This is a genomic window from Intrasporangium sp. (assembly GCF_035280925.1).
Lineage (GTDB): Bacteria > Actinomycetota > Actinomycetes > Actinomycetales > Dermatophilaceae > Intrasporangium.
Window position 1 is genome coordinate 1 of the sequence record NZ_DATEEY010000207.1, and the last position, 24,676, is coordinate 24,676.

The 24,676-nt window shown below is 70.2% G+C and carries 25 protein-coding genes and 1 tRNA gene; 12 read left to right on the forward strand and 14 right to left on the reverse strand.

Going from position 1 to position 24,676, the window contains the following annotated elements:
• The 5 genes from VJN29_RS18530 to VJN29_RS18550 form a co-directional block, all read left to right on the forward strand.
• The coding region (locus VJN29_RS18530) for a hypothetical protein (RefSeq protein ID WP_324145120.1) at window positions 1-293 on the forward strand (293 nt) is incomplete at its 5' end.
• Between the two features lie 150 nt (window positions 294-443).
• A complete protein-coding gene (locus VJN29_RS18535) occupies window positions 444-1,775 on the forward strand; it encodes an FAD-binding oxidoreductase (RefSeq protein WP_324145121.1) in 1,332 nt (443 codons plus the stop codon).
• A gap of 352 nt (window positions 1,776-2,127) precedes the next feature.
• The gene (locus VJN29_RS18540; protein ID WP_324145122.1) at window positions 2,128-2,793 is read left to right on the forward strand and encodes an O-methyltransferase; all 666 of its coding nucleotides are present in this window, start codon (window positions 2,128-2,130) and stop codon (window positions 2,791-2,793) included.
• 33 nt (window positions 2,794-2,826) lie between these two features.
• On the forward strand, window positions 2,827-3,270 hold the full coding sequence (gene arfB, locus VJN29_RS18545; protein ID WP_324145123.1) for an alternative ribosome rescue aminoacyl-tRNA hydrolase ArfB: 444 nt from the start codon (window positions 2,827-2,829) through the stop codon (window positions 3,268-3,270).
• A 100-nt stretch (window positions 3,271-3,370) separates the two neighbouring features.
• Window positions 3,371-4,072 (forward strand): sirohydrochlorin chelatase, encoded by a 702-nt coding sequence (locus VJN29_RS18550; protein WP_324145124.1) that lies wholly within the window; start codon window positions 3,371-3,373, stop codon window positions 4,070-4,072.
• Window positions 4,073-4,147: 75 nt separating this feature from the next.
• Here VJN29_RS18550 and VJN29_RS18555 read toward each other — a convergent pair whose 3' ends face one another.
• Window positions 4,148-6,316 carry a hypothetical protein gene (locus VJN29_RS18555; protein WP_324145125.1) on the reverse strand — a complete coding sequence of 723 codons (2,169 nt, stop codon included), beginning with the start codon at window positions 6,314-6,316 and terminating at the stop codon, window positions 4,148-4,150.
• A 357-nt stretch (window positions 6,317-6,673) separates the two neighbouring features.
• Here VJN29_RS18555 and VJN29_RS18560 point away from each other — a divergent pair, with 357 nt between their 5' ends.
• Both VJN29_RS18560 and VJN29_RS18565 read left to right on the forward strand, forming a co-directional pair.
• Entirely contained in the window at window positions 6,674-7,444 is a 771-nt protein-coding gene (locus VJN29_RS18560; protein WP_324145126.1) for a cyclase family protein, read from the forward strand.
• Window positions 7,445-7,447: 3 nt separating this feature from the next.
• The gene (locus VJN29_RS18565; protein WP_324145127.1) at window positions 7,448-9,115 is read left to right on the forward strand and encodes a thiamine pyrophosphate-binding protein; all 1,668 of its coding nucleotides are present in this window, start codon (window positions 7,448-7,450) and stop codon (window positions 9,113-9,115) included.
• A gap of 18 nt (window positions 9,116-9,133) precedes the next feature.
• Here the strand turns inward: VJN29_RS18565 and crcB (VJN29_RS18570) are convergent, their stop codons facing one another.
• Both crcB (VJN29_RS18570) and crcB (VJN29_RS18575) read right to left on the reverse strand, forming a co-directional pair.
• Window positions 9,134-9,505 carry a fluoride efflux transporter CrcB gene (crcB, locus tag VJN29_RS18570; protein WP_324145128.1) on the reverse strand — a complete coding sequence of 124 codons (372 nt, stop codon included), beginning with the start codon at window positions 9,503-9,505 and terminating at the stop codon, window positions 9,134-9,136.
• On the reverse strand, window positions 9,502-10,005 hold the full coding sequence (crcB, locus tag VJN29_RS18575) for a fluoride efflux transporter CrcB (RefSeq protein WP_324145129.1): 504 nt from the start codon (window positions 10,003-10,005) through the stop codon (window positions 9,502-9,504). Before crcB (VJN29_RS18575) ends, crcB (VJN29_RS18570) begins: the two co-directional genes overlap by 4 nt.
• A 63-nt stretch (window positions 10,006-10,068) precedes the next feature.
• Here crcB (VJN29_RS18575) and VJN29_RS18580 point away from each other — a divergent pair, with 63 nt between their 5' ends.
• Both VJN29_RS18580 and VJN29_RS18585 read left to right on the forward strand, forming a co-directional pair.
• Window positions 10,069-10,734: an IMPACT family protein gene (locus VJN29_RS18580; protein WP_324145130.1), complete on the forward strand. Its 666-nt coding sequence runs from the start codon at window positions 10,069-10,071 to the stop codon at window positions 10,732-10,734.
• Between the two features lie 120 nt (window positions 10,735-10,854).
• Window positions 10,855-11,421, forward strand: a complete 567-nt coding sequence (locus VJN29_RS18585; RefSeq protein ID WP_324145131.1) for an HhH-GPD-type base excision DNA repair protein — start codon at window positions 10,855-10,857, stop codon at window positions 11,419-11,421.
• A 13-nt stretch (window positions 11,422-11,434) separates the two neighbouring features.
• On the opposite strand, the gene VJN29_RS18590 is transcribed toward VJN29_RS18585, so the two are convergent.
• From VJN29_RS18590 to VJN29_RS18605, 4 genes are all read right to left on the reverse strand, one after another.
• Window positions 11,435-11,782, reverse strand: coding sequence for a DoxX family protein (locus VJN29_RS18590; protein ID WP_324145132.1), 348 nt, complete (start codon window positions 11,780-11,782; stop codon window positions 11,435-11,437).
• Window positions 11,783-11,871: 89 nt separating this feature from the next.
• Entirely contained in the window at window positions 11,872-12,663 is a 792-nt protein-coding gene (locus VJN29_RS18595) for a 2-oxo acid dehydrogenase subunit E2 (RefSeq protein ID WP_324145133.1), read from the reverse strand.
• Window positions 12,660-14,213, reverse strand: a complete 1,554-nt coding sequence (locus tag VJN29_RS18600) for a carboxylesterase/lipase family protein (RefSeq protein WP_324145134.1) — start codon at window positions 14,211-14,213, stop codon at window positions 12,660-12,662. Before VJN29_RS18600 ends, VJN29_RS18595 begins: the two co-directional genes overlap by 4 nt.
• Window positions 14,214-14,331: 118 nt before the next feature.
• Complete coding sequence (locus VJN29_RS18605; RefSeq protein ID WP_324145135.1) at window positions 14,332-15,702, reverse strand: cystathionine beta-synthase; 1,371 nt, start codon at window positions 15,700-15,702, stop codon at window positions 14,332-14,334.
• A gap of 179 nt (window positions 15,703-15,881) precedes the next feature.
• Here VJN29_RS18605 and VJN29_RS18610 point away from each other — a divergent pair, with 179 nt between their 5' ends.
• Window positions 15,882-16,961: an SGNH/GDSL hydrolase family protein gene (locus VJN29_RS18610; RefSeq protein WP_324145136.1), complete on the forward strand. Its 1,080-nt coding sequence runs from the start codon at window positions 15,882-15,884 to the stop codon at window positions 16,959-16,961.
• Window positions 16,962-17,350: 389 nt separating this feature from the next.
• Here the strand turns inward: VJN29_RS18610 and VJN29_RS18615 are convergent, their stop codons facing one another.
• Complete coding sequence (locus tag VJN29_RS18615) at window positions 17,351-18,094, reverse strand: hypothetical protein (RefSeq protein WP_324145137.1); 744 nt, start codon at window positions 18,092-18,094, stop codon at window positions 17,351-17,353.
• A gap of 225 nt (window positions 18,095-18,319) precedes the next feature.
• On the opposite strand from VJN29_RS18615, the gene VJN29_RS18620 reads away from it, so the two are divergent.
• Window positions 18,320-19,543 (forward strand): acetyl-CoA C-acetyltransferase, encoded by a 1,224-nt coding sequence (locus VJN29_RS18620; protein WP_324145138.1) that lies wholly within the window; start codon window positions 18,320-18,322, stop codon window positions 19,541-19,543.
• 81 nt (window positions 19,544-19,624) lie between these two features.
• On the opposite strand, the gene VJN29_RS18625 is transcribed toward VJN29_RS18620, so the two are convergent.
• Together VJN29_RS18625 and VJN29_RS18630 are read right to left on the reverse strand one after the other, a co-directional pair.
• Window positions 19,625-19,924 carry a hypothetical protein gene (locus VJN29_RS18625; RefSeq protein ID WP_324145139.1) on the reverse strand — a complete coding sequence of 100 codons (300 nt, stop codon included), beginning with the start codon at window positions 19,922-19,924 and terminating at the stop codon, window positions 19,625-19,627.
• Window positions 19,925-19,937: 13 nt separating this feature from the next.
• On the reverse strand, window positions 19,938-20,819 hold the full coding sequence (locus VJN29_RS18630; RefSeq protein WP_324145140.1) for a Bax inhibitor-1/YccA family protein: 882 nt from the start codon (window positions 20,817-20,819) through the stop codon (window positions 19,938-19,940).
• A 161-nt stretch (window positions 20,820-20,980) separates the two neighbouring features.
• Between VJN29_RS18630 and VJN29_RS18635 the strand changes: the two genes are divergently transcribed.
• Window positions 20,981-21,054 (forward strand) — tRNA-Leu (locus VJN29_RS18635).
• Window positions 21,055-21,137: 83 nt separating this feature from the next.
• Here the strand turns inward: VJN29_RS18635 and VJN29_RS18640 are convergent.
• The 4 genes from VJN29_RS18640 to eno form a co-directional block, all read right to left on the reverse strand.
• Window positions 21,138-22,103 carry a Ppx/GppA phosphatase family protein gene (locus VJN29_RS18640; protein ID WP_324145141.1) on the reverse strand — a complete coding sequence of 322 codons (966 nt, stop codon included), beginning with the start codon at window positions 22,101-22,103 and terminating at the stop codon, window positions 21,138-21,140.
• Window positions 22,096-22,668 (reverse strand): DUF501 domain-containing protein, encoded by a 573-nt coding sequence (locus tag VJN29_RS18645; protein ID WP_324145142.1) that lies wholly within the window; start codon window positions 22,666-22,668, stop codon window positions 22,096-22,098. Before VJN29_RS18645 ends, VJN29_RS18640 begins: the two co-directional genes overlap by 8 nt.
• Window positions 22,665-23,057, reverse strand: a complete 393-nt coding sequence (locus tag VJN29_RS18650) for an FtsB family cell division protein (RefSeq protein WP_324145143.1) — start codon at window positions 23,055-23,057, stop codon at window positions 22,665-22,667. The genes VJN29_RS18645 and VJN29_RS18650 overlap by 4 nt, the downstream gene beginning before the upstream one ends.
• 244 nt (window positions 23,058-23,301) lie before the next feature.
• Window positions 23,302-24,597 carry a phosphopyruvate hydratase gene (gene eno, locus VJN29_RS18655; protein ID WP_324145144.1) on the reverse strand — a complete coding sequence of 432 codons (1,296 nt, stop codon included), beginning with the start codon at window positions 24,595-24,597 and terminating at the stop codon, window positions 23,302-23,304.
• Between the last annotated feature and the right edge of the window lie 79 nt (window positions 24,598-24,676).

Genomic DNA, 24,676 nt, shown 5'->3' on the forward strand with positions numbered 1-24,676 from the left:
ACGCGAGCGACCTGGTCCGAAGGCTCGCAGAGGAGATGGTCCCCGAGCGATGGGCGACGGGCCGAGAAGGGCACGGCATCACTCATGTGCTGGTGACCGTCATCTGCCGTGAAGGCCGGGTCACCTTCACCCGACGCGAGGGCTCGTGGTTCCGAGCGTGGCGCTATGCCAACCATTTCCGCGCCGCATTCGACGGAGATGTCTACGTCGTCACCCCACACGGCTGGGGAGGCATGCTGGACGACCGCGCTGGCCTCGAGCCGCGTCTGAACGTTCCGACAGTGGCGTTTTGATGAGGCAGGTGTGAGCCCAGCGGCATGCGGCACCAGTCACGAAGCCAACCTCGAGCGCGGCGAAAAAGCCTTGGTCCCGCCGGGCCCACCGTGGCAGCGTTTACGAACGACGCGCATCGACGACCACCCACACAGCGGATTGGAGCAGCGATGGGCACAGCTGCGACGCAACGTGACGTCCCGCAAGTGCTTGGGCCGGCCGACGCCGGTTACGACGAAGCCCGAGCGGTCTGGAACGCGATGTTCGACCGGCGTCCGCGCGAGATCTGGCGCTGTCGAGACGTGAGCGACGTGGCGGCTGCCATCCACAGGGCGAGAGCCCAGGAACTCGAGGTCGCCGTGCGGTGTGGCGGGCACAGCATGGCGGGCCACAGCGTCCCGGCCGACGGCCTCATGATCGACCTGACGCCGATGGGCGACGTCCGCGTCGACCCGCAGCGGCGTCGGGCGTGGGTCCAGGGTGGGGCGCTCCTCGGGGCCCTTGACGTCGCATCCCAGGCGCACGGCCTCGCCACCACCGCCGGCAACGTGTCGCACACCGGTGTCGGTGGCCTCACGCTCGGAGGAGGCATGGGCTGGCTGGCTCGGCAGCACGGGCTGTCCTGCGACAACGTCGTCTCCTTCGAGGTCATGACCGCGGACGGTGAGTGTGTGCGCGCCTCGAGCGACGAGAATGCCGAGCTGTACTGGGGCCTGCGCGGTGGTGGCGGGAACTTCGGCGTCGTCACCGAGTTCGAGTTTGTACTTCACCCAACCGGCACTCGCGCCCTCAGCGTCGAACTCGACTTCCCTGTCCCCGACGCCGCTCCCGCGATGTCGGCGTGGCGGGACCTTGCGGTCACTGCGCCTCGCGCGGCCACCTACGCAGCGACGGTCACGGGCGGGGTCGCGACCCTCGGCTTCGTCTGGGTTGGCGACCCGGCGGCCGGACGCGAGCACGCCGTGGCCATCTCCGCACTGGGCAGACCAGCGACCGAGCGAATCCTTGAGCTCTCCTACCTCGACCTCCAGAGCCGCGAGGACACCACCCGCGGCCACTCCTTCCGGACCTACGTCAAGGGCCACTACCTGGGCCAGTTGTCCGATGCCGCGATCGAGGCGTTCCTTGCTCACGACTCGCGGGTGAGCGCCAGCCTCCAGGCCTACGGGGGCGCCATCGCGGACGTCCCCGACGAGGCGACGGCCTTCTCCCACCGGACAACGGCGTTCGAGTACGTCGACGCCACCCGCTGGACCGACCCGGCCGAGGACGAAGAGTGCAAGGCGCTCGTTCGCGAGGGCGCGGCCAGGGTCGGGGCCTTCGCCAGCGGTGTCTACGTCAACACCCTCAGCGACGACGGTGTCAATGGCGTCCACCGTGCCTACCCACCGGCGAAGCTTGCCCGCCTCCGAGCCCTCAAGGACCAGTACGACCCGGACAACATCTTCCACCTCAACCAGAACGTCCCGCCCCATCGGGCCACCAGCGCGGCAGCCCGATGAGGGCACCGACGACCCGCAAGGTCAGGGGACCATGCCCGCGCTGTCGCCCCTCACTCCCGCGGGGCGAAGCATGGTGGACCTCGCGGCTGCCCTCAGGGGTGACCTCGTCGAGTTCGCCCTGAATCCAGGCTGTTCGACGGGCAGTCCGAGCGAGCGGGCGGCCTCGGTGAGTCGATCGTCGTAGGCGACGAGGTGGGCGAGGTCGACACCCTAGCTGGCCGCGCTCGGGTTCACCATCCGCCTGACGACCCCGGCCCGGGCCAAGGGCCACCTGGCTCGGGAAGCGAGCCGAGCGGCATACGGCATCGAGTTCGTCGGCGTTCTGGAACGCTCCAGTGGCACAGTGGAGGGCATGAGCGATCCAACGTGGGAAGCCGTCGACGCCTACATCGGCGACCTGCTCGTCAACGAGGACGACGATCTGCGAGCGGTCCACGAGGCCAATGCCGCCGGAGGTCTCCCTGCCATCGACGTGGCGCCCAACCAGGGCAAGTTCCTCCATCTGCTCGCGCGTATCGCCGGCGCCCGGACCGTCCTCGAGATCGGCACGCTCGGCGGCTACAGCACGATCTGGCTCGCTCGGGCCGTGGGACCGCAGGGCCGCGTCGTGACGCTGGAGTTCGCGCCGCACCACGCGGAGGTTGCCCGCGCCAACCTCGAGCGGGCCGGTGTCGGCGACCGCGTCGAGGTCCGGGTCGGGAGAGCGATCGACACGCTCCCGACGGTCGAGGCGGACGGGGTCGGCCCCTTCGACCTCGTCTTCATCGACGCGGACAAGAAGGGCACCGCCGAGTACGTGCGATGGGCTGTCCGGCTCGGGCGGCCCGGCACCGTGGTCGTCCTCGACAACGCCATCTGGGACGGCGCGGTCGCCGACCGCGACTCGACGGACCCGGATGCGCTGGGTGTGCGCGCCGGCCTCGAGGTGATGGCCCAGGATCCGCGGTTGGACGCCACCGCGATCCAGACCGTCGGCGTCAAGGGATGGGACGGCTTCGCCCTGGCCGTCGTCACCTGAGCCGATTCGGCTCAACCGTGGTGTCATTGGGGTGTGGTCAAGGCTCCGCACGGCTTCGTCGAACTCGTCGTCAGCGGTCGGGTTGTCGTGCCCGAGGCCGAGCTGGAGGAGCGGTTCTCGCGCAGCTCCGGTCCCGGTGGCCAGGGCGTCAACACCGCGGACTCCCGCGTGGAGCTGACCTTCGATCTGGCCGCGTCAAGCAGCATCCCGGAGCCGATGCGAGCGCGGATGCTCCAGCGACTGGACGGCCGCCTCGTCGACGGGCGGATCACCGTCTCCGCCAGCGAGCATCGCACCCAGCTGGCGAATCGCCGGGCTGCCCGGGACCGGCTCACCGAGATCCTCCGAGAGGCGGCGACCCCACCGCCCGCCCCGCGGCGCCCGACCAGACCCACGCGTGGGTCAAAGGAACGGCGTTTGCAGGCGAAGCGCTCCCGTTCGGAGGTCAAGCGCGGGCGCGGTCGCTTCACCGAGTAGGGCACGTCACGGCGTGCGGGGACCGGACCCTTGCGGCCCAAGGACCCCGATTCCTGTTCACTCGATCGGGCGTGAGTGGGTCGCGTGCCAGAGTTGGGGCGTGCGCCCCGTCCTTGTCGCCTGCTCCCACGGGACAGGCTCGCCCGATGGGCAGGCCGCCGTTGCGGGCCTCGTGTCGGCGGTCGCGGCGAGTCGCCCGGACCTCGACGTGCGCGCGGCGTTCGTCGACGTCGAGGAGCCGCGGGTCAGCGACGTACTCGACAGCCTCGACGGCCTCGACGGTCTCGACAGTGAGCCGACCCGCGTCGTGCCCCTGCTGCTGTCTGCCGGCTATCACGTCTATGTCGACCTGGCGGAGGCAGTGGGCGCCCATGCCGACACGTCGCTCGCCGGGGCGCTCGGCCCTGACCCTCGCCTCGCGCGGCTCCTCGCAAGCCGGCTGCACGATGCCGGCCTGCGAGACGACGACACCGTCATTCTCGCCGCAGCAGGCAGCTCCGACACCCGAGCAGTCGCGGACTGTCGAGACGTGGCCGAAGGGCTCGGCCACCTGATCGGCAGACCGAGCTCAGCGGCATACCTCTCGGCGGCGGAGCCGCGACTCGACGAGGCGGTCCGGCGGGCGCGGAGTGAGCGGGAGCGCTCGCGCGTCGTCGTCGCGACCTACCTGCTGGCCCCGGGCCATTTCGCAGATGTGGCGGCCCGTTGCGGCGCCGACCTCGTGACGCCACCGCTCCTCGTCACCGGTGAACCGCCGCCCCCAGAGCTCGTCGACATCGTTCTGGACCGCTACGCGGGTTGAGCCAGGCGCGAGCCGCGCATCGAACGAGGGCCGGACCACTGTGGCCCGGCCCCCGTTCATCCCCCCGCTACCCGGTCAGCGTCGTCCGCGGACGACGTTGACCGTGTAGTCGTAGTCGGCGTCCAAGGTGGACAGGTCGCTCGGGTCGCTCGCGACCGGCATGTTGGAGACCACCAGCGTGAAGTCCGCCGTGTTGCCGTTGGCACACTTCGTGTTGAGTACGTCGGTCGTTCCCGAGTCCTCGTTGTACCGGTAGACGAAGTTGCCTGCGTTGTCGATGAGCTCGTTGTCGGAGTCAGCTCCCGGGGTCAGGTCACAGCTCGAGATGATCTGCCACGACCAGTCGTTGTCCTGGACGCCGTCGGTCTCGATCCAGGGCTTGTCACCCTCGCCCGAGACGATGGCCGCGTCGCCGTTGACCGTGACGTCGTCGATGAACCAGCCGGTGTCGAGGTAGGCCGCATCGGTCGAGTAGCGGAACCGGACGTCGGTCGTACCATCTGGCAGCACCGCGTTGTAGTGGACGTACACCGGCTCGTCGACGAAGTACTCGCCGCCAGAGGTGCCGGTGATGCCGTTGCCCTCGGTGTTGTTGCCGTGCGGGTCGTCCTCGGTCGAGACGACGGTCCCGTCGTCGAGGGTGACCGGGACGGTCACCCACTCACCGCCCACGAGCGCCTCGACGAAGCCGTAGTCCCAGCCCTCCTCGATGAAGTGCCAGTTCCAGAAGCCCAGCGTGTCGCCACCCTCGACGGCGGTGTCAACGCCGAGCAGGTAGTCCGACTGGCTCTCCGCGCCGCCCCACCAGTGGGTCTCGCCGGTGTGCGGCGGGACCTCTGAGGTGGCCTCCCCCTCGAAGGAGAGCGTCACGAGAGGCCCGGGGTTGCGGAACGTCTCGTACGAGACACCGAACGGCAGAGCACTCGTCGGCGGCCGGTTGGCGGCACGGTCGAACTTCGGGTCCGGCTGGGCGCCCTTGTAGTAGCCGCGGTCGTCCCAGAAGGCGTCGTTGGCGATGTCGATCGTCCACCCGCCCGAGGCCGGGCCGAGGTCGAAGTTGACGAGGTTCCAGCGATCCGAGTCCTCGTCGTCGAGCTTCATCGTGATCGCCCAGTCCTGGAAGAGCTCCTTGGCCGAACGGAGGTCGCTGCCGGTCTGCGCGTTGTAGGCGTCGATCGCGGCCTGGACGCCGGCCATGTCATTGGCCTCCTCCTCGAAGATCAGCTTGATCAGGAGGTCGCCCGCCGTGCCGTCGTAGTCGAGGTCGGGTGTGAGGCTACCGCCGCCGTTCCCGCCCGCCTGCTCCCACAGGTAGAGGAAGTAGCTGAACGAGGCGCCGTAGTTCTCGAGCCCGCCGCCCCAACGCGTGAGCGAGGTCTCCCGGTGGAATACCTGCTGGTAGGTCAGGTGGCTACCGGTCATGTCGTACCCGTTGAGGAAAGCGGCCATGTCGGCGAGGCCCTCGTCGACCCAGGACAGCTCGCCCGGGTCGGAGTAGTTCATGAGCAGGTGCTCCAGCTCGTGGGCGATGACACCCTCATAGAGCTCGGGCCGGTCGTTGGCCGAGTTGCCGTCACTCCAGGGTGCGCTGTTCGGGTCCTCACCCACGCGGTTCGCCCAGTCGAAGGCGTCGAGCGTGATGACGTTCATGCCGAGGCTCGTCATGAAGTCCGGCGCGAAGTAGCCCGCGGTGTAGGTCGTGACCGCGCAGTCGTAGTAGCTCTCGTCCTGGACGTTGTAGACCAAGGTGACGAGCGAGTCGCTCGCCGGGTCGTCCGGGTCGGCGGCGTCCATGGGGCCGAAGTGGTCCTCGTTGACGGCGACAATCTGGTCCGTCAGCTGGTCACCGAGGTAGGTGATCTGTTCCTGCGTGAGTGTGAACTCCGATGCGAGGTTGTCCGCGCAGGGATCAAACTCGTCGTCCGGGTTGTGGTCGAAGCTCGGGTCGAGGCTGTGCACCCCGGTCGGCGCCGAGCCGTCCAACGGCGTGCCCTGGGGCACGTAGATGTAGACGGGCGTGCCCTCGTCCGTCGTGCCGCTGTAGACGCGAGTGAACGGCTGGTAGTACGTGCCGCCCGCTGCACTGTCGTTGATCGGCACCCAGATGGTCGTGTCCCCGGCACTGCCGAGGTCGGTCGGTGGGTCGTAGACGTGGTCTGCCGAGGCCGGCGCCGCGAGTCCCAGTCCGAACAGGGTGGCGACAGCCGTGCAGGCCGCGAGTCTCTTGAATCTCTTTGCTCGCAAGGGAATTCCCTTCCGGCCCCGCGACACTGCGGGGTCGACTTCGGCGGGTGTCCCGGCGCGCCGACTGCTTCAGCACCATCCGGGGCGAGATCGCACGTCACCTGAAAGGGACGGGAATCTCTACGTGACGATAATCCGAGATTCCCGAAACTTCCATAACGAAATGGTCACGGCCTCCTTCCAGCACTCCGTCGATGCCTTCCATACCGTATGCCGCTGAGCTCGCTCCCGTGGTCACGTGGACGTGCGCTGGACGACCCAGGTCGACGTCACGAGGGCTTGGCAGTGCCTCCGGTTGGCCCTACGGTCAGGAACGAGCGCCGCTGCGGCGCAGAACCGCTCAACGAGGAGCCGCACATGCCCGTCCTGTCAGATCTCACCGCCGCTCTGGCCTCGGGCGCCGTCCGGGTCGTCGACCTGACGGCGCCGCTGTCGAGCGACACGCCGCTGCTCGAGCTGCCGCCGGAGCTGGGCCAGACGGCCCGTTTCGAGCTCGAGGAGATCAGCCGCTACGACGACCGCGGCCCGGCCTGGTACTGGAACAACTTCCGCACCGGCGAGCACACCGGGACCCACTTCGACGCGCCGATCCACTGGGTCAGCGGCAAGGACCGGGACGACGTCGCCACGGTGCCGGTCTCGGTGTTCGTGGCACCTGCCGTCGTGCTCGACGTGACGTCGCGGGTCGAGGCGGACCCGAACTTCCTCATCGAGGTCGCCGACATCGAGGCCTTCGCTGCCGAGCACGGGCCGCTACCGCAGGGCGGTTGGCTGCTCTGCCGCACGGGATGGTCTGGCCGGGTCACGCAGGAGGAGATGATCAACCGGACGGACACCGGGCCGACGAGCCCCGGGATGTCGGTCGACTGCGCCCGGTGGGTCGCTGAGGAGTCGCCGTTGCAGGGCATCGGCGTGGAGACCGTCGGGACCGATGCCGGGGCTGCGCACTCGTTCGAGCCGGCGTTCCCGTGCCATTCGTTCCTGTTGGGCGCCGGGAAGTACGGCCTCACGCAGCTGCAGAACCTCGACCAGCTGCCTCCTGTCGGCGCGGTCGTCGTGGCGTCGCCGCTCAAGATCGTCGGTGGCTCGGGGTCACCGGTGCGGGTGCTCGCGCTCATCGAGGACTGAGTCGTGCTCGTCGCCGAGGCGGTGGGGCGAGCACTGGTCGCCGCCGGGGTCGATCACGTCTTCGGGGTCGTGGGGTCGGGGAACTTCCACGTGACCAACGCGATGGTGGCCGCCGGGGCCCGGTTCGTGGCGAGCCGGCACGAGGGCGGCGGCGCGACGATGGCGGATGCCTTTGCGCGCACGAGCGGTCGCCCCGCTGCACTGACCCTGCACCAGGGGTGCGGGCTCACCAACGCGATGACGGGCATCGCGGAGGCGGCCAAGTCGCGGACGCCGCTCGTCGTGGTCACCGCCGAGGCGACGCAGCCGCGGTCGAACTTCTACGTCGACCAAGCCGGGCTGGCGGAGGCGGTCGGCGCGGTGTCGCGGCGGGTGACGTCTGCCGGGACCGCGTTGGCGGACACGGTCGGGGCAGTCGCCACAGCCGTGCACCAGCGTGCCACCGTGCTGCTCAACCTCCCGCTGGAGATCCAGGCTCATGAGCTGCCGGACGGGCAGTCGACCGAGAGTGTCGAGCTACCGCCCGCACCAGCGCCGCCCACGCCGTCACCGAGTGAGGTCGAGCGACTCGCAGCTGCGCTGTCGGCTGCGTCGAGGCCGGTCTTCGTGGCCGGCCGGGGTGCGCGGTCCCATGCGGCCCGGGATGCGCTCATCGCGCTTGCCGAGCGCTCGGGTGCCCTGCTGGCCACCTCCGCGGTCGCCAAGGGCCTGTTCGTCGGCGAACCGTTCTCGCTCGATGTGTCGGGCGGGTTCGCCTCACCGCTGGCGGCCGAGCTGATCCGCGGCGCCGACCTCATCGTCGGGTGGGGATGTGCCCTGAACATGTGGACGATGCGGCACGGCGCGTTGATCGCTCCCGGCGCCACGGTGGTGCAGGTGGACGACACGACGGACGCGCTGGGAGCGCATCGTGAGCTGACCTTCGGTGTGCACGGCGATGTCGCGCTGACTGCCGCGGGCGTGGACGAGTCCCTGCTCGAAGGAGACCTGGGGGCCGGGGCCGCCGGGCGTGCTGGATATCGCTCGCCGGAGCTCGCAACACGGCTCGCCCGCGAGCTGGCTTGGCGCGACGTGCCGTTCGAGGACACCAGCACCGACGGCCAGATCGACCCGCGGGCCCTCACGATCGCCCTGGACGACCTCCTGCCTACGGAGCGCGTCGTCGGCGTGGACTCAGGCAACTTCATGGGTTACCCGAGCATGTTCCTTCACGTTCCCGACGAGCGCGGCTTCTGCTTCACCCAGGCGTTCCAGTCGATTGGGCTCGGCCTTGCGACAACGATCGGTGCGGCGCTCGCGCAGCCGGACCGGCTCCCCGTGGCTGCGGTCGGCGACGGAGGACTCATGATGAGCGCCGCCGAGCTCGACACGGTGCGCCGTCTGGGTCTGCCGATGGTCGTCGTGGTCTACAACGACGATGCCTATGGGGCCGAGGTCCACCACTTCGCCTCGGGCGGACATCCGATGGACACGGTCACGTTCCCGGAGACGGACATCGCGGCGATCGCGCGCGGCTACGGCTTCACCGGGGTGACGGTGCGGACCGTCCGCGATCTCGACGCTGTCCGGTCGTGGATCGCGGGCCCACGCGACACTCCCCTGCTCATCGATGCCAAGGTCCGCGGAGACCAGCCGTCCTGGTGGCTCGAGGAGGCGTTCCGCGGCCACTGAGAGGCTGGCGCGGCAGGCTCAGATCACCGCCAGCGCGAGCACCCAGCCGAGGATGCCCGCCCCGAGCCCGCACCCGAGGCTCAGCAGCACGTTGCCGAGGGCCGCGGCGAAGGCGCCGTCCTCGATGAGCCGAACGGTTTCGAAGCTGAACGTGGAGTAGGTGGTCAGCGCTCCGCAGAATCCCGTCCCGACAAGGGTGAGGACCTCGGCGGACGCCGCCCCGGACGCTGCCAGACCCAGAACCACCCCGAGCAGCAGCGACCCCAGCACGTTGACCGCGAGCGTCCCCCACGGGAACCGGCCGCCGTGCCACCGCTGCACCGCCAGGTCGGTCACGTACCGCAACGGCGCTCCCACGGCCCCGCCGACCAGCACGAGCACGAGGGTCACGACCCAGACCTTCCCGTCCGGGCAACCGCGCGTCCGACGAGTGCACCCGCCACCACGGCAGCGACGGCCAGCACCAGCGTCCCGACGAGATAGGCAAGAGCGATGCCGACCTGCCCATGGGCCAACAGCGCACGGGTCTCGAGCGCATGGGTCGAGAACGTCGTGAACCCCCCGAGCACGCCGACGCCGAGGAACGGCCGGACATACCGCCGCGGCGGCCACACGTCGGTCACGTAGAACATGAGCAACCCGAGCAGGAAGGAGCCGATCACGTTGACTGCCAACGTTGCCCACGGAACGCCATCGGCTGCATGTGGCCAGAGCTCCCCGGCCACGTACCGTGCGGCCGCACCGACTGCGCCGCCTGCCGCGATGACCCCGAGCACGTCAAGTCGGTCGCGCACGAGCGCATGGTCGAGCTCGCTCGTCCGCACGTCATCGGGCGTGACGTCGGGGTCGACCGGGCCGTGCACGGGACCGTGCGCCGGGTGCGAGCCCATTCGTGTCCTTTCGTGCCGACGGGCATACTCGTGACGTCCCGCTGTCCACGTCGATGAAAGGGTATGCCGCTGAGCTCGCTCCGCTCCTACCTGACCATCGCGGGTCGGTCCAGTGCCGAAGTCGAGGTGCGGCGGTCGCGTTTCATCTGCGAGCTCGAGCGAGTGGAGTCAGAACAGGGGGCCCGCGGGTTCATCGAGGGGATTCGGTCGGGCAGCCGCGAGGCCCGGCACCATTGCACCGCCTTCATCCTCGGGCCGGACGGTGCGATCCAGCGGAGCAACGACGACGGAGAACCGTCCGGAACTGCCGGCGCGCCGATGCTCGAGGTCCTGCGAGGGCGTGGGGTCAGTGATGTCGTCGCGGTCGTGACGCGGTGGTTCGGCGGTGTCCTGCTCGGCACCGGCGGCCTCATCCGGGCCTACGGCGATGCGGTGGGCGCCGGACTCGACGCCGCGACGCTCGTGGCGCGCGAGCTGCGGCTCGAGGCACTCGTCGACGTGAGCCACGCCGACGGCCCGCGCGTCGAGAACGCCCTCCGCAGCCACCCCGGCACGGCGGTGGTCACGGTCGACTACCTCGGGACCGGAGTGCGCATCAGCGCCGGAGTCGAGCCGGACGGCTTCGGCGAGCTCGCCGGCTTCGTCGCGTCCCTCACCTCGGGTGCCGGCACCGTCAGCCAAGGCGCGACCACCTGGGTCGACGCCGGCACTCCCCCACCCATCGAATGAACAGCTTTCGGGCCTGATTCTTGTCCTCTCGATCGGACGGGGACCCGGCTGGGGGCGGGAGGGCTGGGAGCGAGCGGGCGTGCGGGAGCGAGCACAGCGGCATACGACAAGATGGTGCTCATGGCACTACACCTCGCGACGACCGCCGAAGGCAACGCCCTCCTCGAGCGCGACCCGCTCGCCCTCCTGTTGGGTATGCAGCTCGACCAGCAGATCCCGATGGAGAAGGCGTTCACGTCGCCCAGCGTCCTCGCGGAGCGGATGGGCGCCGACCACCTCGACGCGGCCGCCATCGCGGCGCTCCCGCCGGTGACGTTGCTCGAGCACTTCCGGACTCCCCCGGCACTGCACCGCTTCCCGGGGTCGATGGCGCAGCGCACCCAACAGCTGTGTCAGGCCATCGTCGACGAGTGGGACGGCGACGCCGCCACCATCTGGAAGGGTGCCGAGTCCGGAACCGAGCTGGTCAGGCGCATCGGCAGCCTGCCCGGCTTCGGCGACCAGAAGGCGAGGATCTTCGCGGCGCTGCTCGCCAAGCAGTTCGGCGTGACTCCACCGGGCTGGCAGGAGGCGACCGGCGACTACGGGCAGCCGGGTCACCGCTCGATCGCGGACGTCGTCGACGACGATTCGCGCGTCAAGGTGCGGGAGTACAAGAAGGCCAAGAAGGCCGCCCTCAAGGCCTGAGTCACGCCGTGGCTCACGCCTGCGCGATGAGCAGGCCCGCCGCTGCGGCCGGGGCCAGGTAGAGCAGCGGGAACGGCACGTGGGCCCACGCCTTGGCCCGGAGCACGGTGACGACAGCGCCGACGAAGTAGAGGACGAGGGCCACGGCGGCGGCGATCCCGACAGCAGGAACCCGGAGCCCGACCAGCAGCCCGATCGCGCCGAGCAGCTTGGCCGTACCCAGCCATGGCCAGGCAGCACGTGGCACGCCGTAGTCCACGAGGTTGTCGACGACCCACGACTTGTGCGTGAAGACCGAGAGGGCCGAGAACCCGATCCAGAGAGCGGCGAACAGGGTGACGATCGTTGCGGTGGTGCTCATGGGGCACTCCTTTCGGGGAAGGGCGCCTGGGTTTGCGGCGCCACCCCATCGACCCCGCAGAAGCCACCCATGTGACAACCAGCAGGAGATCAGCCACCCGAGACCGGACGGGGAGCCCCGATGTCGCCCAGCGCCGCGGCGGTCTCGGTCAGCTCGCGCAGCGTGTCGATGAACCGTGCGGCTGGTGCTCCGTCGACCACCGCGTGGTCGAAGGTCACGGTCAGGGGCAGCATGGCCCGGGCCATGATGACGCCTTCGTGCACCGCCGCCCGGTCGACCACGCCACCGACCGTGACGATCAGGGTCAGCGGGGCGAGCGGCACCGCCCAGCCCCATCCGCGGCTGAACATGCCGAGCGAGGTCACGCCCACGGCAGGGCCGAAGGAGGCGGACACCCGCGGCCGCGTCGCGACCATGCGGATGCCGACTCGACGGATCGGCCCGGGCAGGCGCAGCAGCTGCGCGGTCACCCCGCTCGGGCGACGGTCCTGCGGCGGGCTGTGCTTGGCCCTCGCCAGGAGCGCGGTGATCTCGGCCGCGGACAGCCGATCGGCATCGCGCACCACCACGATGTCCAGGACGGCACGGCCCTCCCATTGCCGCTCCACGGTCGCACCGATGTCGACGTGGTCGAAGTAGAGGACGCTGTCACCGGCGCGCCGCGCATTGACCTCCGGGTGGCGTGCGACCGCGCGGCCAAGGGTGCTGGTGACGAACCCGGTCCAGGACACGTGGGGCTCCGCCAGCCCGATCAGCTCCCGAGCCCGGGTCACGTCGAGCTCAACCAGCGCATGGACCTGAGCCTTGCGGCTCGCGCTCCAGAGTCGGTCGAGGACAGGTCGCCGCTCCCTCGGGATGGGGCGGACGGAGTATCCGCTCAACGTCGGCCCTCCCAGAAGTCCCGCTCCCAGTGCCGGGGGTCCTCGACCACCGTGGAGCTGAGGTCGAACCGCATCGTGGCGCGGCGGTCCAGCTCGTACGCCGGCCATCCCGGGTCCCCGTTCGTGGCGAAGGCGACCCATGCGGTGTGCATCGTGCGGGCCAGCTCCTGCGGCGGCTCCGGCCCAACCAGGCCACCGAAGAGCGGGACATCGGGGCGGGCGATGTCGAAGACGAACGGCACCTCGAGAGCATGGACCGCCCCGAGCCCGGGTGAGGGCCAAGCGAACTCATACATGTAGGTGCGTCCGCTCGCACCGGCCCGCACTCGACCGTCGGCGAGCAGCTGGGCCGGCAGACGCATCCACCAGTCCGTCTGGACGGTGGCGAGCAGGTCGCCCGGTGTGAGGTCCGGGTACCGGGACCGGTACGCCGCCAGCGCGTCCTTCCCATCGAGCCCGTAGGCCCCAAGCGACTGGTAGCCGACGTCGGCGACCGGGCCCGTGAGGATCTCGTCGGTGATCTGCCCGATCGCCCCGCTGGCGACGAGCCAGAGCCGCCAGTCATCGGTGTTCGTCCCCACGATGACGTCGACGTGTCCACTCGCTCCGGCCCCGATCCGCTCGATCGGTGGACCGGGCACGACCATGCCGTCGACGGTCGGTGCCCAGGGCAGGGTGCTCGCGACAACGTCCGATCCCCAGCGGTCGGGGTCCGGATTCATCATCAGGTCCTGCTTGAGCTCGGCCTGCGCCGCGATGAACCGGTCCACTCCGACCGCCGCCATGGCCTGACGGTCCGGCGGCACGCCCAGCCGCTCGGCGAGGTGGGCACCGATCCGGAGCGCATCACGAGCTGGCGTCACGTGATGCGCCGCACCGCTCTGCAGGATGGCCCGCCGGAACAGCCCCTCGGCCCGCGGCATGGCGAGGAGGACGCCGATGCTCATCGCCCCGGCCGACTCGCCGAACACCGTCACGTTGTCGGGGTCACCGCCGAACGACGCGATGTTCTCGCGCACCCACTCGAGGGCCGCGACCTGGTCGAGCAGACCGACGTTGGCGATGCCGTCGCCCAGGTGCAGGAACCCCTCGGCACCCGGTCGCCAGTTGATCACGACGCAGACGACGCCGTCACGCGCGAAGTTGCGGCCGTCGTAGGCGGCGGTGGAGCTGATCTCGAACATGCCACCCTGGATCCACACCATGACCGGCAGCCGGGCCGCGCCCGGATCCGGGGTCCAGAGGTTGAGGTTGAGGCAGTCCTCCGACGGGGCGGCCCGCTGCACCGCCTCGAAGGCGGCGGTGAGGTCCTCCCAGTCCTCCGAAGCGCCCGCCTCCGACCCGCCGACCGTCGGCGGTGCGACCTGTGGCGGCTCCGGGCCCAGTGCGGCGGCGTCCCGGACGCCGGACCACGGCTCGAGGGCCTGGGGTGGCCTGAGGCGGTTGGTGCCGAACGGCGGGGCAGCGTAGGGAACGCCGAGAAAGACGTGGATCCCGTCAACGAGGCGTCCGCGGAGCTCCCCCTGGAGGGTCTTGACCGTCGTGTCCATCCGTCCACGGTCCGCCTCAGGTCACCACGACGGCAGAGGCAAAGGTCCCGACGGCTGACCGCACACGCACGCCGGAGCGAGCCCAGCGGCATACGGCATGGGCTTGTTGCTGGTGCGGTCAGTCCGCGAGGAAGCCCAGCAGGTCGGCCCGGGTCAGCACGCCAACCGGCTTGCCGTCCTCGACGACGAGGATCGCGTCCGACTTCTCGAGCTCGTCCCGGGCAACGCCCACCGGCTCGCCGGAGCCGACGAGGGGCAGGCCGGGCTCCATGTGCTTCTCGACCGAGTCGAACAGGTGCGCCTTCCCGGTGAACAGCGCCTCCATCAGCGCGCGCTCGCTCACGGACCCGGCCACCTCGCCGGACATGACGGGCGGCTCTGCCTTGACGACCGGCATCTGTGAGACCCCGAACTCGCGCAGGATGTGGACGGCGTCGCGGATCGTCTCGTTGGGGTGCGTGTGCACGAGCGCCGGCATCTCGCCCGACTTCGTGCGCAGCACCTCGCCGACGGTCTGCTCGTCGTGGTCGTGGAGGAAGCCGTAGGACGACATCCACTCGTCGTTGAAGATCTTGGACATGTAGCCGCGGCCCGAGTCAGGCAGGAGCACGACGACCACGGCGTCCTCCGGAAGGTCCTTCGCGGCCTGGAGCGCCGCGACGACGGCCATGCCGCACGAGCCGCCCACGAGCAGGCCCTCCTCTCGAGCGAGGCGCCGCGTCATGTCGAACGAGTCGGCGTCGGACACGGCGATGACCTGGTCGACGACCGAGGGGTCGTAGGCGCCCGGCCAGAAGTCCTCACCGACTCCCTCGACGAGGTAGGGCCGCCCGCTGCCGCCGCTGTAGACCGAGCCCTCCGGGTCCGCGGCGATGATCCGCACCGCACCGTCGCTGACCTCCTTGAGGTACCGGCCGGTGCCGCTGATCGTGCCGCCGGTCCCTGCGCCGGCGATGAAGTGGGACACGCGCCCGTCGGTGTCGCGCCAGATCTCCGGGCCGGTCGTCGCGTAGTGGCTGTTGGGGCCCTCGGGGTTGTAGTACTGGTTCGGCTTCCAGGCCCCGTCGATCTCCTTCACGAGCCGGTCCGAGACGCTGTAGTAGGAGTCGGGGTGGTCCGGGGCGACCGAGGTCGGGCAGACGACGACCTCGGCGCCATATGCCTTGAGCACGTCCTGCTTGTCCTGGCTGACCTTGTCGGGGCAGACGAAGATGCACGTGTAGCCCCTGCGCTGGGCGATGAGCGCGAGCCCGACCCCCGTGTTGCCGCTCGTCGGCTCGACGATCGTGCCGCCCGGCTTGAGCAGCCCCTCCTCCTCGGCCGTCTCGATCATGCGCAGCGCGATGCGGTCCTTGACCGAGCCGCCCGGGTTGAAGTACTCGATCTTGGCCAGCACGGTGCACGTGACGCCGGCGTCCTCGACGACCGAGCTGAGCTTGACGAGGGGCGTGTTGCCGACGAGGTCGGAGATGTGCTCTGCGTACTTCACCGGATCATCCTAGGTGGCGCTGTGGTCGGCACGGCGAGGAGGTATGCCGCTGAGCTCGCTCCCGCTAGCCCCTGCCTTCTCCTCGTGGCCGGGGGGCCGGGTGGGCGTTCCCCGTCAGCCCCACGCGTTACGGTGATACCGGGTTCTACTGGGATTAACTGCACGCAAAGGGGGTTCTCATGAGTCGCGCCCGCCGCGCTCGGAAGATCGCCCAGACCGCGGCGTTCGGCGGCGGTGTGGGCGCCGCGGGGCTGGGCGCCCTCGGGCTCGCCGGCTATGGCCTGCTCCGGATCGAGGCACTGATGGCCCGCCGGATCGTGGGCCAGCACTTCGACGGAGCACCGGACGACGAAGGGACCTATGGCTTCGGCCACGGAGCGGCGATCCGGCTCGTCGTGCTGGGCGACTCGACCGGTGCCGGCATGGGCGCGGAGCACGCCAGACAGACGATCGGGGCGACCGTGGCGAACGGTGTGGCCGCCTTCAGCGGTCGCCCGGTCGAGCTGACGAACGTCGCGGTCATCGGCGCGGAGTCGCCCCATCTCGACGGCCAGGTCGACCGGGCGCTCGAACGCGTCGCCAGCCCCGACATCGCCGTGATCCTCATCGGCGCCAACGACGTGACGCACCGGATCGAGCGCTCCTTGGCCGTCCGGCACCTCGAGATGGCGGTCCGGCGGCTGCGCGACGCCGGTGCAGAGGTGGTCGTGGGCACCTGCCCCGACCTCGGTGCGATCGAGCCGCTGCCGCAGCCGCTGCGCTACCTCGCGCGCCGTTGGTCCCGGGACCTGGCGGCCGCCCAGACCGTGGCCGTCGTCGAGGCCGGCGGGCGCGCCGTCTCGGTCGGCGACCTGTTGAGCGAGGCCTTCTCCGCCGAGCCGCACGTGATGTTCAGCCAGGACCGCTTCCACCCGAGTCCCGCGGGCTACGCCCGGGTGGCCGCGGCTCTGCTGCCCTCGGTGAGCGCAGCGCTCGACCTCTTCGGGGAGCGCACCGCCCCGACCCAACCGAGCCCGTGGCGCGGCGAGGGCGTCGGGCCGGTTGCCGTTGCGGCGAGCCGCGCGGTGGCCAACCCAGGCACCGAGGTCGCTCCCGCCGAGGTGGGTGGACAGGCCCGCGGTGTCCACGGCCGCTGGGCGATGATCCGTCGCCGGCTCCGGCCGACCATCGCGGTCCCGCAAGCCGACCCGGTGCGCGAGGACGAGCCGGTCACCGCACGTGTGGCCGAGGTGGACCCGGAGACCGCGCCGCAACGGTGATCGTTGCCGCACCTCTCCGTCGAGTGTGCACTTCACGCCGCATCTCTCCGTCGAGTGTGCACATCGCGCCGCACTTCTCCGTCGAGTGTGCACATCGCGCCGCATCTCTCCGTCGAGTGTGTGCTCCATGCAGCGAGGGGGAGAAGTGACGGGACGTCTGGCGCGGTCCGTGCGTGAAGCGCCGGGCTTGACGGCTCCGGTCCCGTCAATCGTCCCCATCCCCAGGGAGTCTGCCGCTGGGATCCACCCGCGCCCGCGCCGTCCCAGCACTCCCGCCCTTCCGGTCGAGTGTGCAGTTCGCGCCGCCGCCCCCCAGCGCGAAGTGCACACTCGAAGAAGAGGGGCGGCGCGAAGTCATCACTCCGCCCCCTCAACTCGGCCGAAGCCGGTCAACCCAGCGGCGCGACCTGGTCCGCCGAGGGCGGCTTGATACCCAGGTCCTCGTTCCACTTCGAGAAGTCGAGCTGGCCGGGACTCGTCGACGACCCCGTGAAGCGGACGATCTCGAACTCTGACTTCGACACGTAGAGGGCTCCCTCGGCCTGGCCCTCGGCATCGGTGATCACCCAGGCGTCGACCCCGCCGACCGACTCGGAGCCCACGGTGTCGGACAGCTGAGACGGGGTCACGGCGTTGAACGCCTCGTCGAGGAACGCGTTGAGGCTCAGCTGCTGCGTGAGCTCTGCTGCTGCGACGGGTGCCTTGACGAACTTGTCGGCTGCGGGCGGGGAGGGCAGGCCCTGGGACTTCCAGAACTGCGCGTCGCCCTGCAGGTACACCTCGTCGGCCACCGAGATGACACGCACCTTGCCCTGGGCCTCGATCTGCAGGGTGACGTCGGCGCTCGCGCCGTCGCTCGTGCCCTTGAAGTCGATGACCATCTCAGTGCCGTCCTGGTCGATCTGGCCGGTGAACGCTGCCGACTTTGCACCGACGGCGTTCGCCCTGGCCTTCTCGAGGATCTCGGCAGCACTCGGCGCGGGCGCGTTCGTCGTGGTCGTCGCCGATGGGGCCGACAGCGAGCTGGCCGGAGGTGCACTGGGCGTCGTGCAGGCCCCGAGAAATGCCAGCGCGCCGGCGCCGAGAAGTGCCGCGACGCGGCTGCCAAGCGGGTGTCGGGTCGTCGCGCTCATCGCTGATCACCCTAACCCGCAGCCCCGAAAGCTGTTCACTCGATCGAGCCAAGGGGCGCCCCGGACGCCCCGATCGAGTGAACACCTTCGGGGGCCGGCCGTGACGAGACGCACGCCATAGGGGTGCGGGTGTCGCGAACCCGACCCAGCGGCATACGATCGAGGGAACTGAGCGCCCGCTTACCTCCGGGTGCCCGCAGACACAGCCGTCCGCAGGAGGACACCGTGACCGAAGCCGTCATCGTCTCGACCGCCCGCTCGCCGTTCGGGCGCGCCTTCAAGGGCTCGCTCAAGGACATCCGCCCCGACGACCTCGCCGCCACGGTCATCCAGGCGGCGCTCGACAAGATCCCCGCCCTCGACAAGTCCCTCATCGAGGACATCTACCTCGGGTGTGCCGAGCCGTCGCACCGCCACGGCGCCAACATGGCCAAGGTCGTGGCGACGCTCCTCGACCTGGACGGCACTCCCGGCGCCACCATCAACCGCTTCTGCGCGAGCTCCGCGCAGACCACCCGGATGGCCTTCCACGCCATCAAGGCCGGCGAGGGCGACATCTTCGTCTCGGCTGGAGTCGAGTGCGTCTCGCAGTACGTGGGCTTCGCCGGCGCGGGCGGCGCGAGCGATGACGACATGAACCCGAGGTTCGCGGCGGCCCGCGAGCGCACCAAGCGCACTGCCGAGACCAACGAGACGTGGCACGACCCGCGCGAGGACGGCGAGCTGCCCGACATCTACATCGCCATGGGCCAGACGGCCGAGAACGTCGCCACCGCCTACGGCGTCAGCCGCGAGCGCCAGGACGAGTGGGGGGTCACCTCGCAGAACCGCGCCGAGGCCGCCATCAAGCGCGGCTTCTTCGACTGGGAGATCGCGCCCGTCACCACGCCGGACGGCACCGTGGTGACCAGGGACGACGGCCCGCGCCCGGGCGTCACCCTCGAGGCGGTCCAGGCGCTCAACCCGGTGTTCCGTGAGAACGGCACCGTCACCGCCGGCAACTGCTGCCCGCTCAACGACGGCGCCGCGGCCCTGGTCGTCATGAGCGACACGAAGGCCAAGGAGCTCGGCCTCGAGCCGCTCGCTCGCGTCGTCTCGACCGCGGCGACCGCCCTCTCGCCCGAGATCATGGGCCTCGGGCCGGTCGATGCGGTGGGCCTCGCCCTCAAGCGCGCCGGCATGTCGATCGGCGACATGGACCTCTACGAGATCAACGAGGCGTTCGCGGCGCAGGTCATCGGGTCCGCCGACCAGATCGGCATGGACTACGACAAGCTCAACGTCAACGGCGGCGCCATCGCCATCGGCCACCCCTTCGGGGCCACCGGCGCGCGGATCACCGGGACGATCATCAACGCCCTGCGCGACCGGGACGAGCAGTTCGGCCTCGAGACCATGTGCGTCGGCGGCGGGCAGGGCATGGCGGTCATCTTCGAGCGCCTCTCCTGACACCCGGACCGAGGGTGCACCTTCTGGCCACGCGCGGTGCGCAAGCGTCTCGCGGAACAGGGCAGAAGGTGCACCCTCGACTCACAGGCGATGCCGTATGCCGCTGAGCTCGCCCACCACGTCGCCGACCTCTGCGTCCTGCTGGGTGGCGAACAGGTCGTAGACCATCACCGTCAGCTGGTCCATCACCGTCGCGGGCCCGAGGTAGGGCACCGGCTGAGCCGGTCTGCCACGCAACCCGGCGACGCGATCAGCGAGCCGCTGGACGAGAGCCGACGTCAGAGGCATACGGGAAAGCGCGTGGTCGAGCGGCAGCTGACGCCACCGCTCGACCACGCGCCGTAGCTCGTCGGAGACCTCCTGCGGAACAGGCGACCTCACGGCCGGTCGATCGTCACCCGTCGCGCAGTCGCGCGAGGAGGCGAGCGATCTCGATGTAGAGCCAGACGAGGGTCACGATCAGGCCGTGCGCGAGCAGCCACGAGTACTTCTGCGGCGCGCCCATGCGGACGGCGTTGTCGATCGAGTCGAAGTCGACGGCGAGGGAGTAGGACGCGAGGCCGACGCCGAGGAGGCTGAGGCCGATGCCGAGCGCGCCGCTGCCACCGAAGCCCCAGCCGTCGATGACGCCCATCATCAGGAGCACGACCTGGATGATCGAGAAGAGCGCGTAGCCGGCGATCATGAAGATGAAGATGCGCCGGGACTTCTCGGTCACCTTGATCAGGCCGGTCGCGTAACCGGCGTACATGGCCACGAACACGCAGAGCGTGGCGACGACGGCAGTGAGCACCAGGTCGGCGCCGTAGGCCGAGGCGAGGAAGTAGCTGAACGCGCCGACGAACACGCCCTGGACCACGGCGTAGACGAAGTAGAGGGGCGTCGGGATGTTCTTCATGAACATCATCGCGAAGCCGAGGATGAGCGTGCCGAACATGCCACCGAGCCACAGCGGCGAAACGAGGCTCTGGTTGCCGTCGACCATGAACCACGCTCCGCCGGCGCCCGCCAGCGTGATGACGAAGAGCACGAGGCTCTTGACGATGACGTCGTCGAGCGTCACGCGGCCGGTGTCGACGGGACCGGCGGACTGGCGCGCGTAGAGGTCGTTGAGCTGCTCGGCCGTGACTGCATCCTGCACGGCGTAGCCGGAGGTTGCCGCCTGGGCCCCGCCCGTCGGGCCCTGCTGGCCGCGCTGCGGCTCACCGAAGCCGGCGTACCGCTCCTGCTGCAGCTGCTTGTCAATCCGGTCGAAGACCGGGTTTCCACCTGCCATGTGTTCGTGCCTCCCCAGCACCTGGGGCCACAGCCCCTCGATGGGCGTGGCGACTGTTACCACCCTAAGCGTTCGAGGTGTCGGTCGGAGTTCCCGGGACCCCGGTTCGGACCGGGACGAGACGCAACCGTGACTCTGCGGCGCGGCATACTGAGGGCTCCGCCCCCGTAGCCCAACCGGCAGAGGCAGGCGACTTAAAATCGCCCAAGTCAGGGTTCGAATCCCTGCGGGGGTACTCGCGTTCCCGGTCGACTGGGATCCTGCTCCGCCTCGCGGAGCAGGGTGCGAATGCGCAACGGCAGTTTCGACCCCGGCGGGTCAGGCGATGGACAGGGCGATCCCGTCGAGGATGTCGTGCTCGGACGTGATGGCCTCGGCCACCCCCGCTGCCTCGGAGACGCGCTGGATGACGCGCCGCCAGACGAGGGCTCCGGCGCCGATGACGTCGACCCGGCCCGGGTGCAGGTACGGCAGCGCCGCTCGCTCGGCCCGAGTCATGCCGAGCAGCTCCCCGCACGCCTGGGTCAGCCGCTCGACAGGCAGCTGCGACAGGTGGATCGCCGCCGGATCGTATCGGGGCAGGCGAAGTGCGTGGGCCGTGATCGTCGTGACGCTGCCGGCCAGGCCGACCAGCCCGCGCACGCCGGACAGCGGGACGGTGGCTGCGGCCTCGTCGATGGCCCGATCCACGTCACCGGTGGCGGCGGCGACCTCGTCGGGTGTCGGAGGGTCCGTGTGGAGATGGCGCTCGGTCATCCGCACACAGCCGACGTCGACCGACCTGGCCGCCTCGAGGTGGCTGGTGCCTCTGACGAACTCGGTCGACCCTCCTCCGATGTCGACCACGAGGTAGGGGCCGGCAACGCCATGCGCGGCCAGGCCGCCGGTGGCTCCGCTGAACGACAGGCTCGCCTCCTCGTCCCCGCTGACGACCTCCGGGACCACCTCGGCGCCCCACAGCTCCTGGAAGGCGGACCGGACGCCCTCGACGAAGGTTGCCGCGTTGCGCGCGTCGCGCGAGGCGGAGGTGGCCACGAAACGCACCCGGGACGCTCTGAGCTGACGGCACTCGGCGGCATACGTCCTCGTCATGTCCAGCGTGCGCTTCATCGACTCGTCCGAGATCACGCCGGTGCGATCGACGCCGTGGCCCAGGCGCACGATCTCCATCCGGCGCCGTACGTCGACCAGGCTCCTGGTCGCCGGGTCGATGTCGGCGACGAGCAGGCGGATGGAGTTCGTGCCGCAGTCGACGGCGCCGACCCGCACGTGGTGATCACTCATGGCCGCTGCCGCCACGCTCGGCCTCGACGTCCTCCGTTGCGTGGATCGCGGCGCACGACGTCGGCACCCACCAGTCGGGGAGCATGGCGAGCGCCTCGTCGCCGAGCGCGTTGACGCCTCGGCCGGCGGCAAGAGAGTGCGCCACGAGGACGTGGAGGCACTTGACCCTGGTCGGCATCCCGCCCGCCGACACGCCCGCGATCTCGGGGACCTCGCCGAGCTCGGCCCGCTTGGCGAGGTAGTGCTCATGGGCCTGCTGGTAGGCCGTGCGGAGCTTCCCGTCCTCGGCGAGCCGGGCGGTCATCTCCTTCATGACCCCCTCGGTCTCCAGGGTGCTGATCGCTCCGGTGAGGCGTGGACAGGTGGCGTAGTACGTGGTGGGGAAGGGCGTGCCGTCCGGCAGGCGCGGCTCGGTCCGCACGACGTCCGGCTCCCCGCAGAAGCACCGATGAGCGACCCCGGCAACGCCGCGAGGCGGTCGGCCGAGCTGCCTCTCGACGGCGACGAGGTCCGCCGGGTCGACGACGCGGGGGCTGGCCTCATGCCCGGATCCGGTCCCCGTCATCGGGACAGCCCGGCGGTCGGTCGGTCGGCGATCTGGATGGACTGCCACACCTTGCCGTACCACGGTGCCGAGTCGTTGGCCATCGGCGCCGCTACGACCGGCTCCTGCTCGGTCTGCTCCTGCGAACGGTCGCTCTCGAGACCGGTGACCGAGTAGGCCCGGTCACCGACCCGGACGAACCGCAACCGCTCGCGCGCCTGCTCCTCGATGTAGCGCGGGTCCTCCCAGAGGGCAGCCTGCTTCTTCAGCTGCTCCACGGTGACCCGCTGGCGCTCCACCCGCTCCTGGAGGGCGACCGTGTCGTTGCTCTGCTGGATGACCGACCGCAGCGTTGGCACGAGGGTCACGGCCAGCATGACGACGATGCCGAGCAGGATCGCGCCGCGCACCCACGACGTCGACTGGGACGGGGGCTCGGGAGGGCTTGTGCGAGCGCGGGCTGCGTGGGCAGGCCGCTCGCTGCCCTGCTTGGGCCGACCTGTGGTGCGCGTGGACCCCTGCCGCGGGCGCCCGCCGGCCGCGGGACTGCGACGGACCCGTTGGCCCCGCTGGCGGTCGTGGCCGCCCGAGCGGGACGGGGTGCGGGGTGTGCGGTCTGGCATCAGGTCTCCACGTCGGAGGGCCGGCCCCGGCTCAGCCCGCGTACCTCGAGGGGTCGAAACGCGGGAAGGCGCCGGCCCCCGCGTAGACCCCGGCGTCGTCCAGCTCCTCCTCGATGCGCAGCAGCTGGTTGTACTTGGCCACCCGCTCGGAGCGCGCCGGCGCACCCGTCTTGATCTGGCCGCAGTTCGTCGCAACGGCTAGGTCGGCGATCGTGACGTCCTCGGTCTCTCCGGACCGGTGGCTCATCATGCAGCGGTAGCCGCTGTTGTGGGCCAGGGCGACGGCGTCGAGCGTCTCGGTGAGCGTGCCGATCTGGTTGACCTTGACGAGCAACGCGTTGGCCGTGCGGGTCGAGATGCCCCGTGCGAGACGCTCCGGGTTGGTGACGAACAGGTCGTCACCGACGAGCTGGACCCGGTCGCCGAGCCGGTCGGTGATGGCCTTCCAGCCGTCCCAGTCCTCCTCGTTGAGCGGGTCCTCGATGGAGACGAGCGGGTAGGAGTCGACGAGGTCGGCGTAGTAGTCGATCATCTCGTCTGCCGACTTGCCCGCCCCTTCGAACTGGTAGGTGCCGTCCTGGTGGAACTCGGACGCGGCGACGTCGAGGGCCAGCGCGATGTCCTTGCCCGGGACGTAGCCGGCTGCGGTGATCGCCTCGACGATGATGTCGAGGGCCGCACGGTTGGAGTCGAGGTTCGGGGCGAAGCCCCCCTCGTCGCCGAGGCCGGTGGCCAGGCCCCGGTCGTGCAGCACCTTCTTGAGCGAGTGGTAGACCTCGGTCCCCCAGCGCAGGGCCTCCCGGAAGGTCGGCGCCCCGATCGGCGCGACCATGAACTCCTGGATGTCGACGTTGGTGTCGGCGTGCGAGCCACCGTTGAGGATGTTCATCATCGGCACCGGCAGGACGTGGGCGTTCGGGCCCCCGACGTAGCGGAAGAGCGGGAGACCAGCCGACTCGGCCGCCGCGTGGGCCACGGCGAGGGAGACGCCGAGGATCGCGTTGGCCCCGAAGTTCTCCTTGTTGGCGGACCCGTCGAGAGCCTTCATCTCCGCGTCGACGAGCCGCTGCTCGCTCGCGTCGAACCCGACAAGGCCGGGGTTGATCTGCTCGATGACGGCATCCACCGCCTGCTCGACGCCCTTGCCGAGGTAGCGCGCCTTGTCCCCGTCGCGACGCTCGGAGGCCTCGAAGGCCCCGGTCGAGGCCCCGGACGGCACGGCCGCCCGCGCGAACGTCCCGTCGTCGAGACGGATCTCGACCTCGACGGTCGGGTTGCCGCGCGAGTCGAGGATCTCGCGGGCGCCAATCTCCTCAATGGTGGCCACTGTTGCTCCTGTGGTCGGTCGAGCCGGTCGGGCGCGTACGTGCCGAGCGTAGCCCGTTCGCCTGCGCCGCTCGATGACC

Excerpts from the sequence above, each read along its gene's own strand:
- VJN29_RS18535 (WP_324145121.1), top strand. The coding sequence starts at position 444 with ATGGGCACAGCTGCGACGCAACGTGACGTCCCGCAAGTGCTTGGGCCG.
- VJN29_RS18540 (WP_324145122.1), top strand. The coding sequence starts at position 2,128 with ATGAGCGATCCAACGTGGGAAGCCGTCGACGCCTACATCGGCGACCTG.
- VJN29_RS18560 (WP_324145126.1), top strand. The coding sequence starts at position 6,674 with ATGCCCGTCCTGTCAGATCTCACCGCCGCTCTGGCCTCGGGCGCCGTC.
- crcB (WP_324145129.1), bottom strand. The coding sequence starts at position 10,005 with ATGGGCTCGCACCCGGCGCACGGTCCCGTGCACGGCCCGGTCGACCCC.
- VJN29_RS18580 (WP_324145130.1), top strand. The coding sequence starts at position 10,069 with ATGCCGCTGAGCTCGCTCCGCTCCTACCTGACCATCGCGGGTCGGTCC.
- VJN29_RS18585 (WP_324145131.1), top strand. The coding sequence starts at position 10,855 with ATGGCACTACACCTCGCGACGACCGCCGAAGGCAACGCCCTCCTCGAG.
- VJN29_RS18590 (WP_324145132.1), bottom strand. The coding sequence starts at position 11,782 with ATGAGCACCACCGCAACGATCGTCACCCTGTTCGCCGCTCTCTGGATC.
- VJN29_RS18600 (WP_324145134.1), bottom strand. The coding sequence starts at position 14,213 with ATGGACACGACGGTCAAGACCCTCCAGGGGGAGCTCCGCGGACGCCTC.
- VJN29_RS18610 (WP_324145136.1), top strand. The coding sequence starts at position 15,882 with ATGAGTCGCGCCCGCCGCGCTCGGAAGATCGCCCAGACCGCGGCGTTC.
- VJN29_RS18615 (WP_324145137.1), bottom strand. The coding sequence starts at position 18,094 with ATGAGCGCGACGACCCGACACCCGCTTGGCAGCCGCGTCGCGGCACTT.
- VJN29_RS18630 (WP_324145140.1), bottom strand. The coding sequence starts at position 20,819 with ATGGCAGGTGGAAACCCGGTCTTCGACCGGATTGACAAGCAGCTGCAG.
- VJN29_RS18640 (WP_324145141.1), bottom strand. The coding sequence starts at position 22,103 with ATGAGTGATCACCACGTGCGGGTCGGCGCCGTCGACTGCGGCACGAAC.
- VJN29_RS18645 (WP_324145142.1), bottom strand. The coding sequence starts at position 22,668 with ATGACGGGGACCGGATCCGGGCATGAGGCCAGCCCCCGCGTCGTCGAC.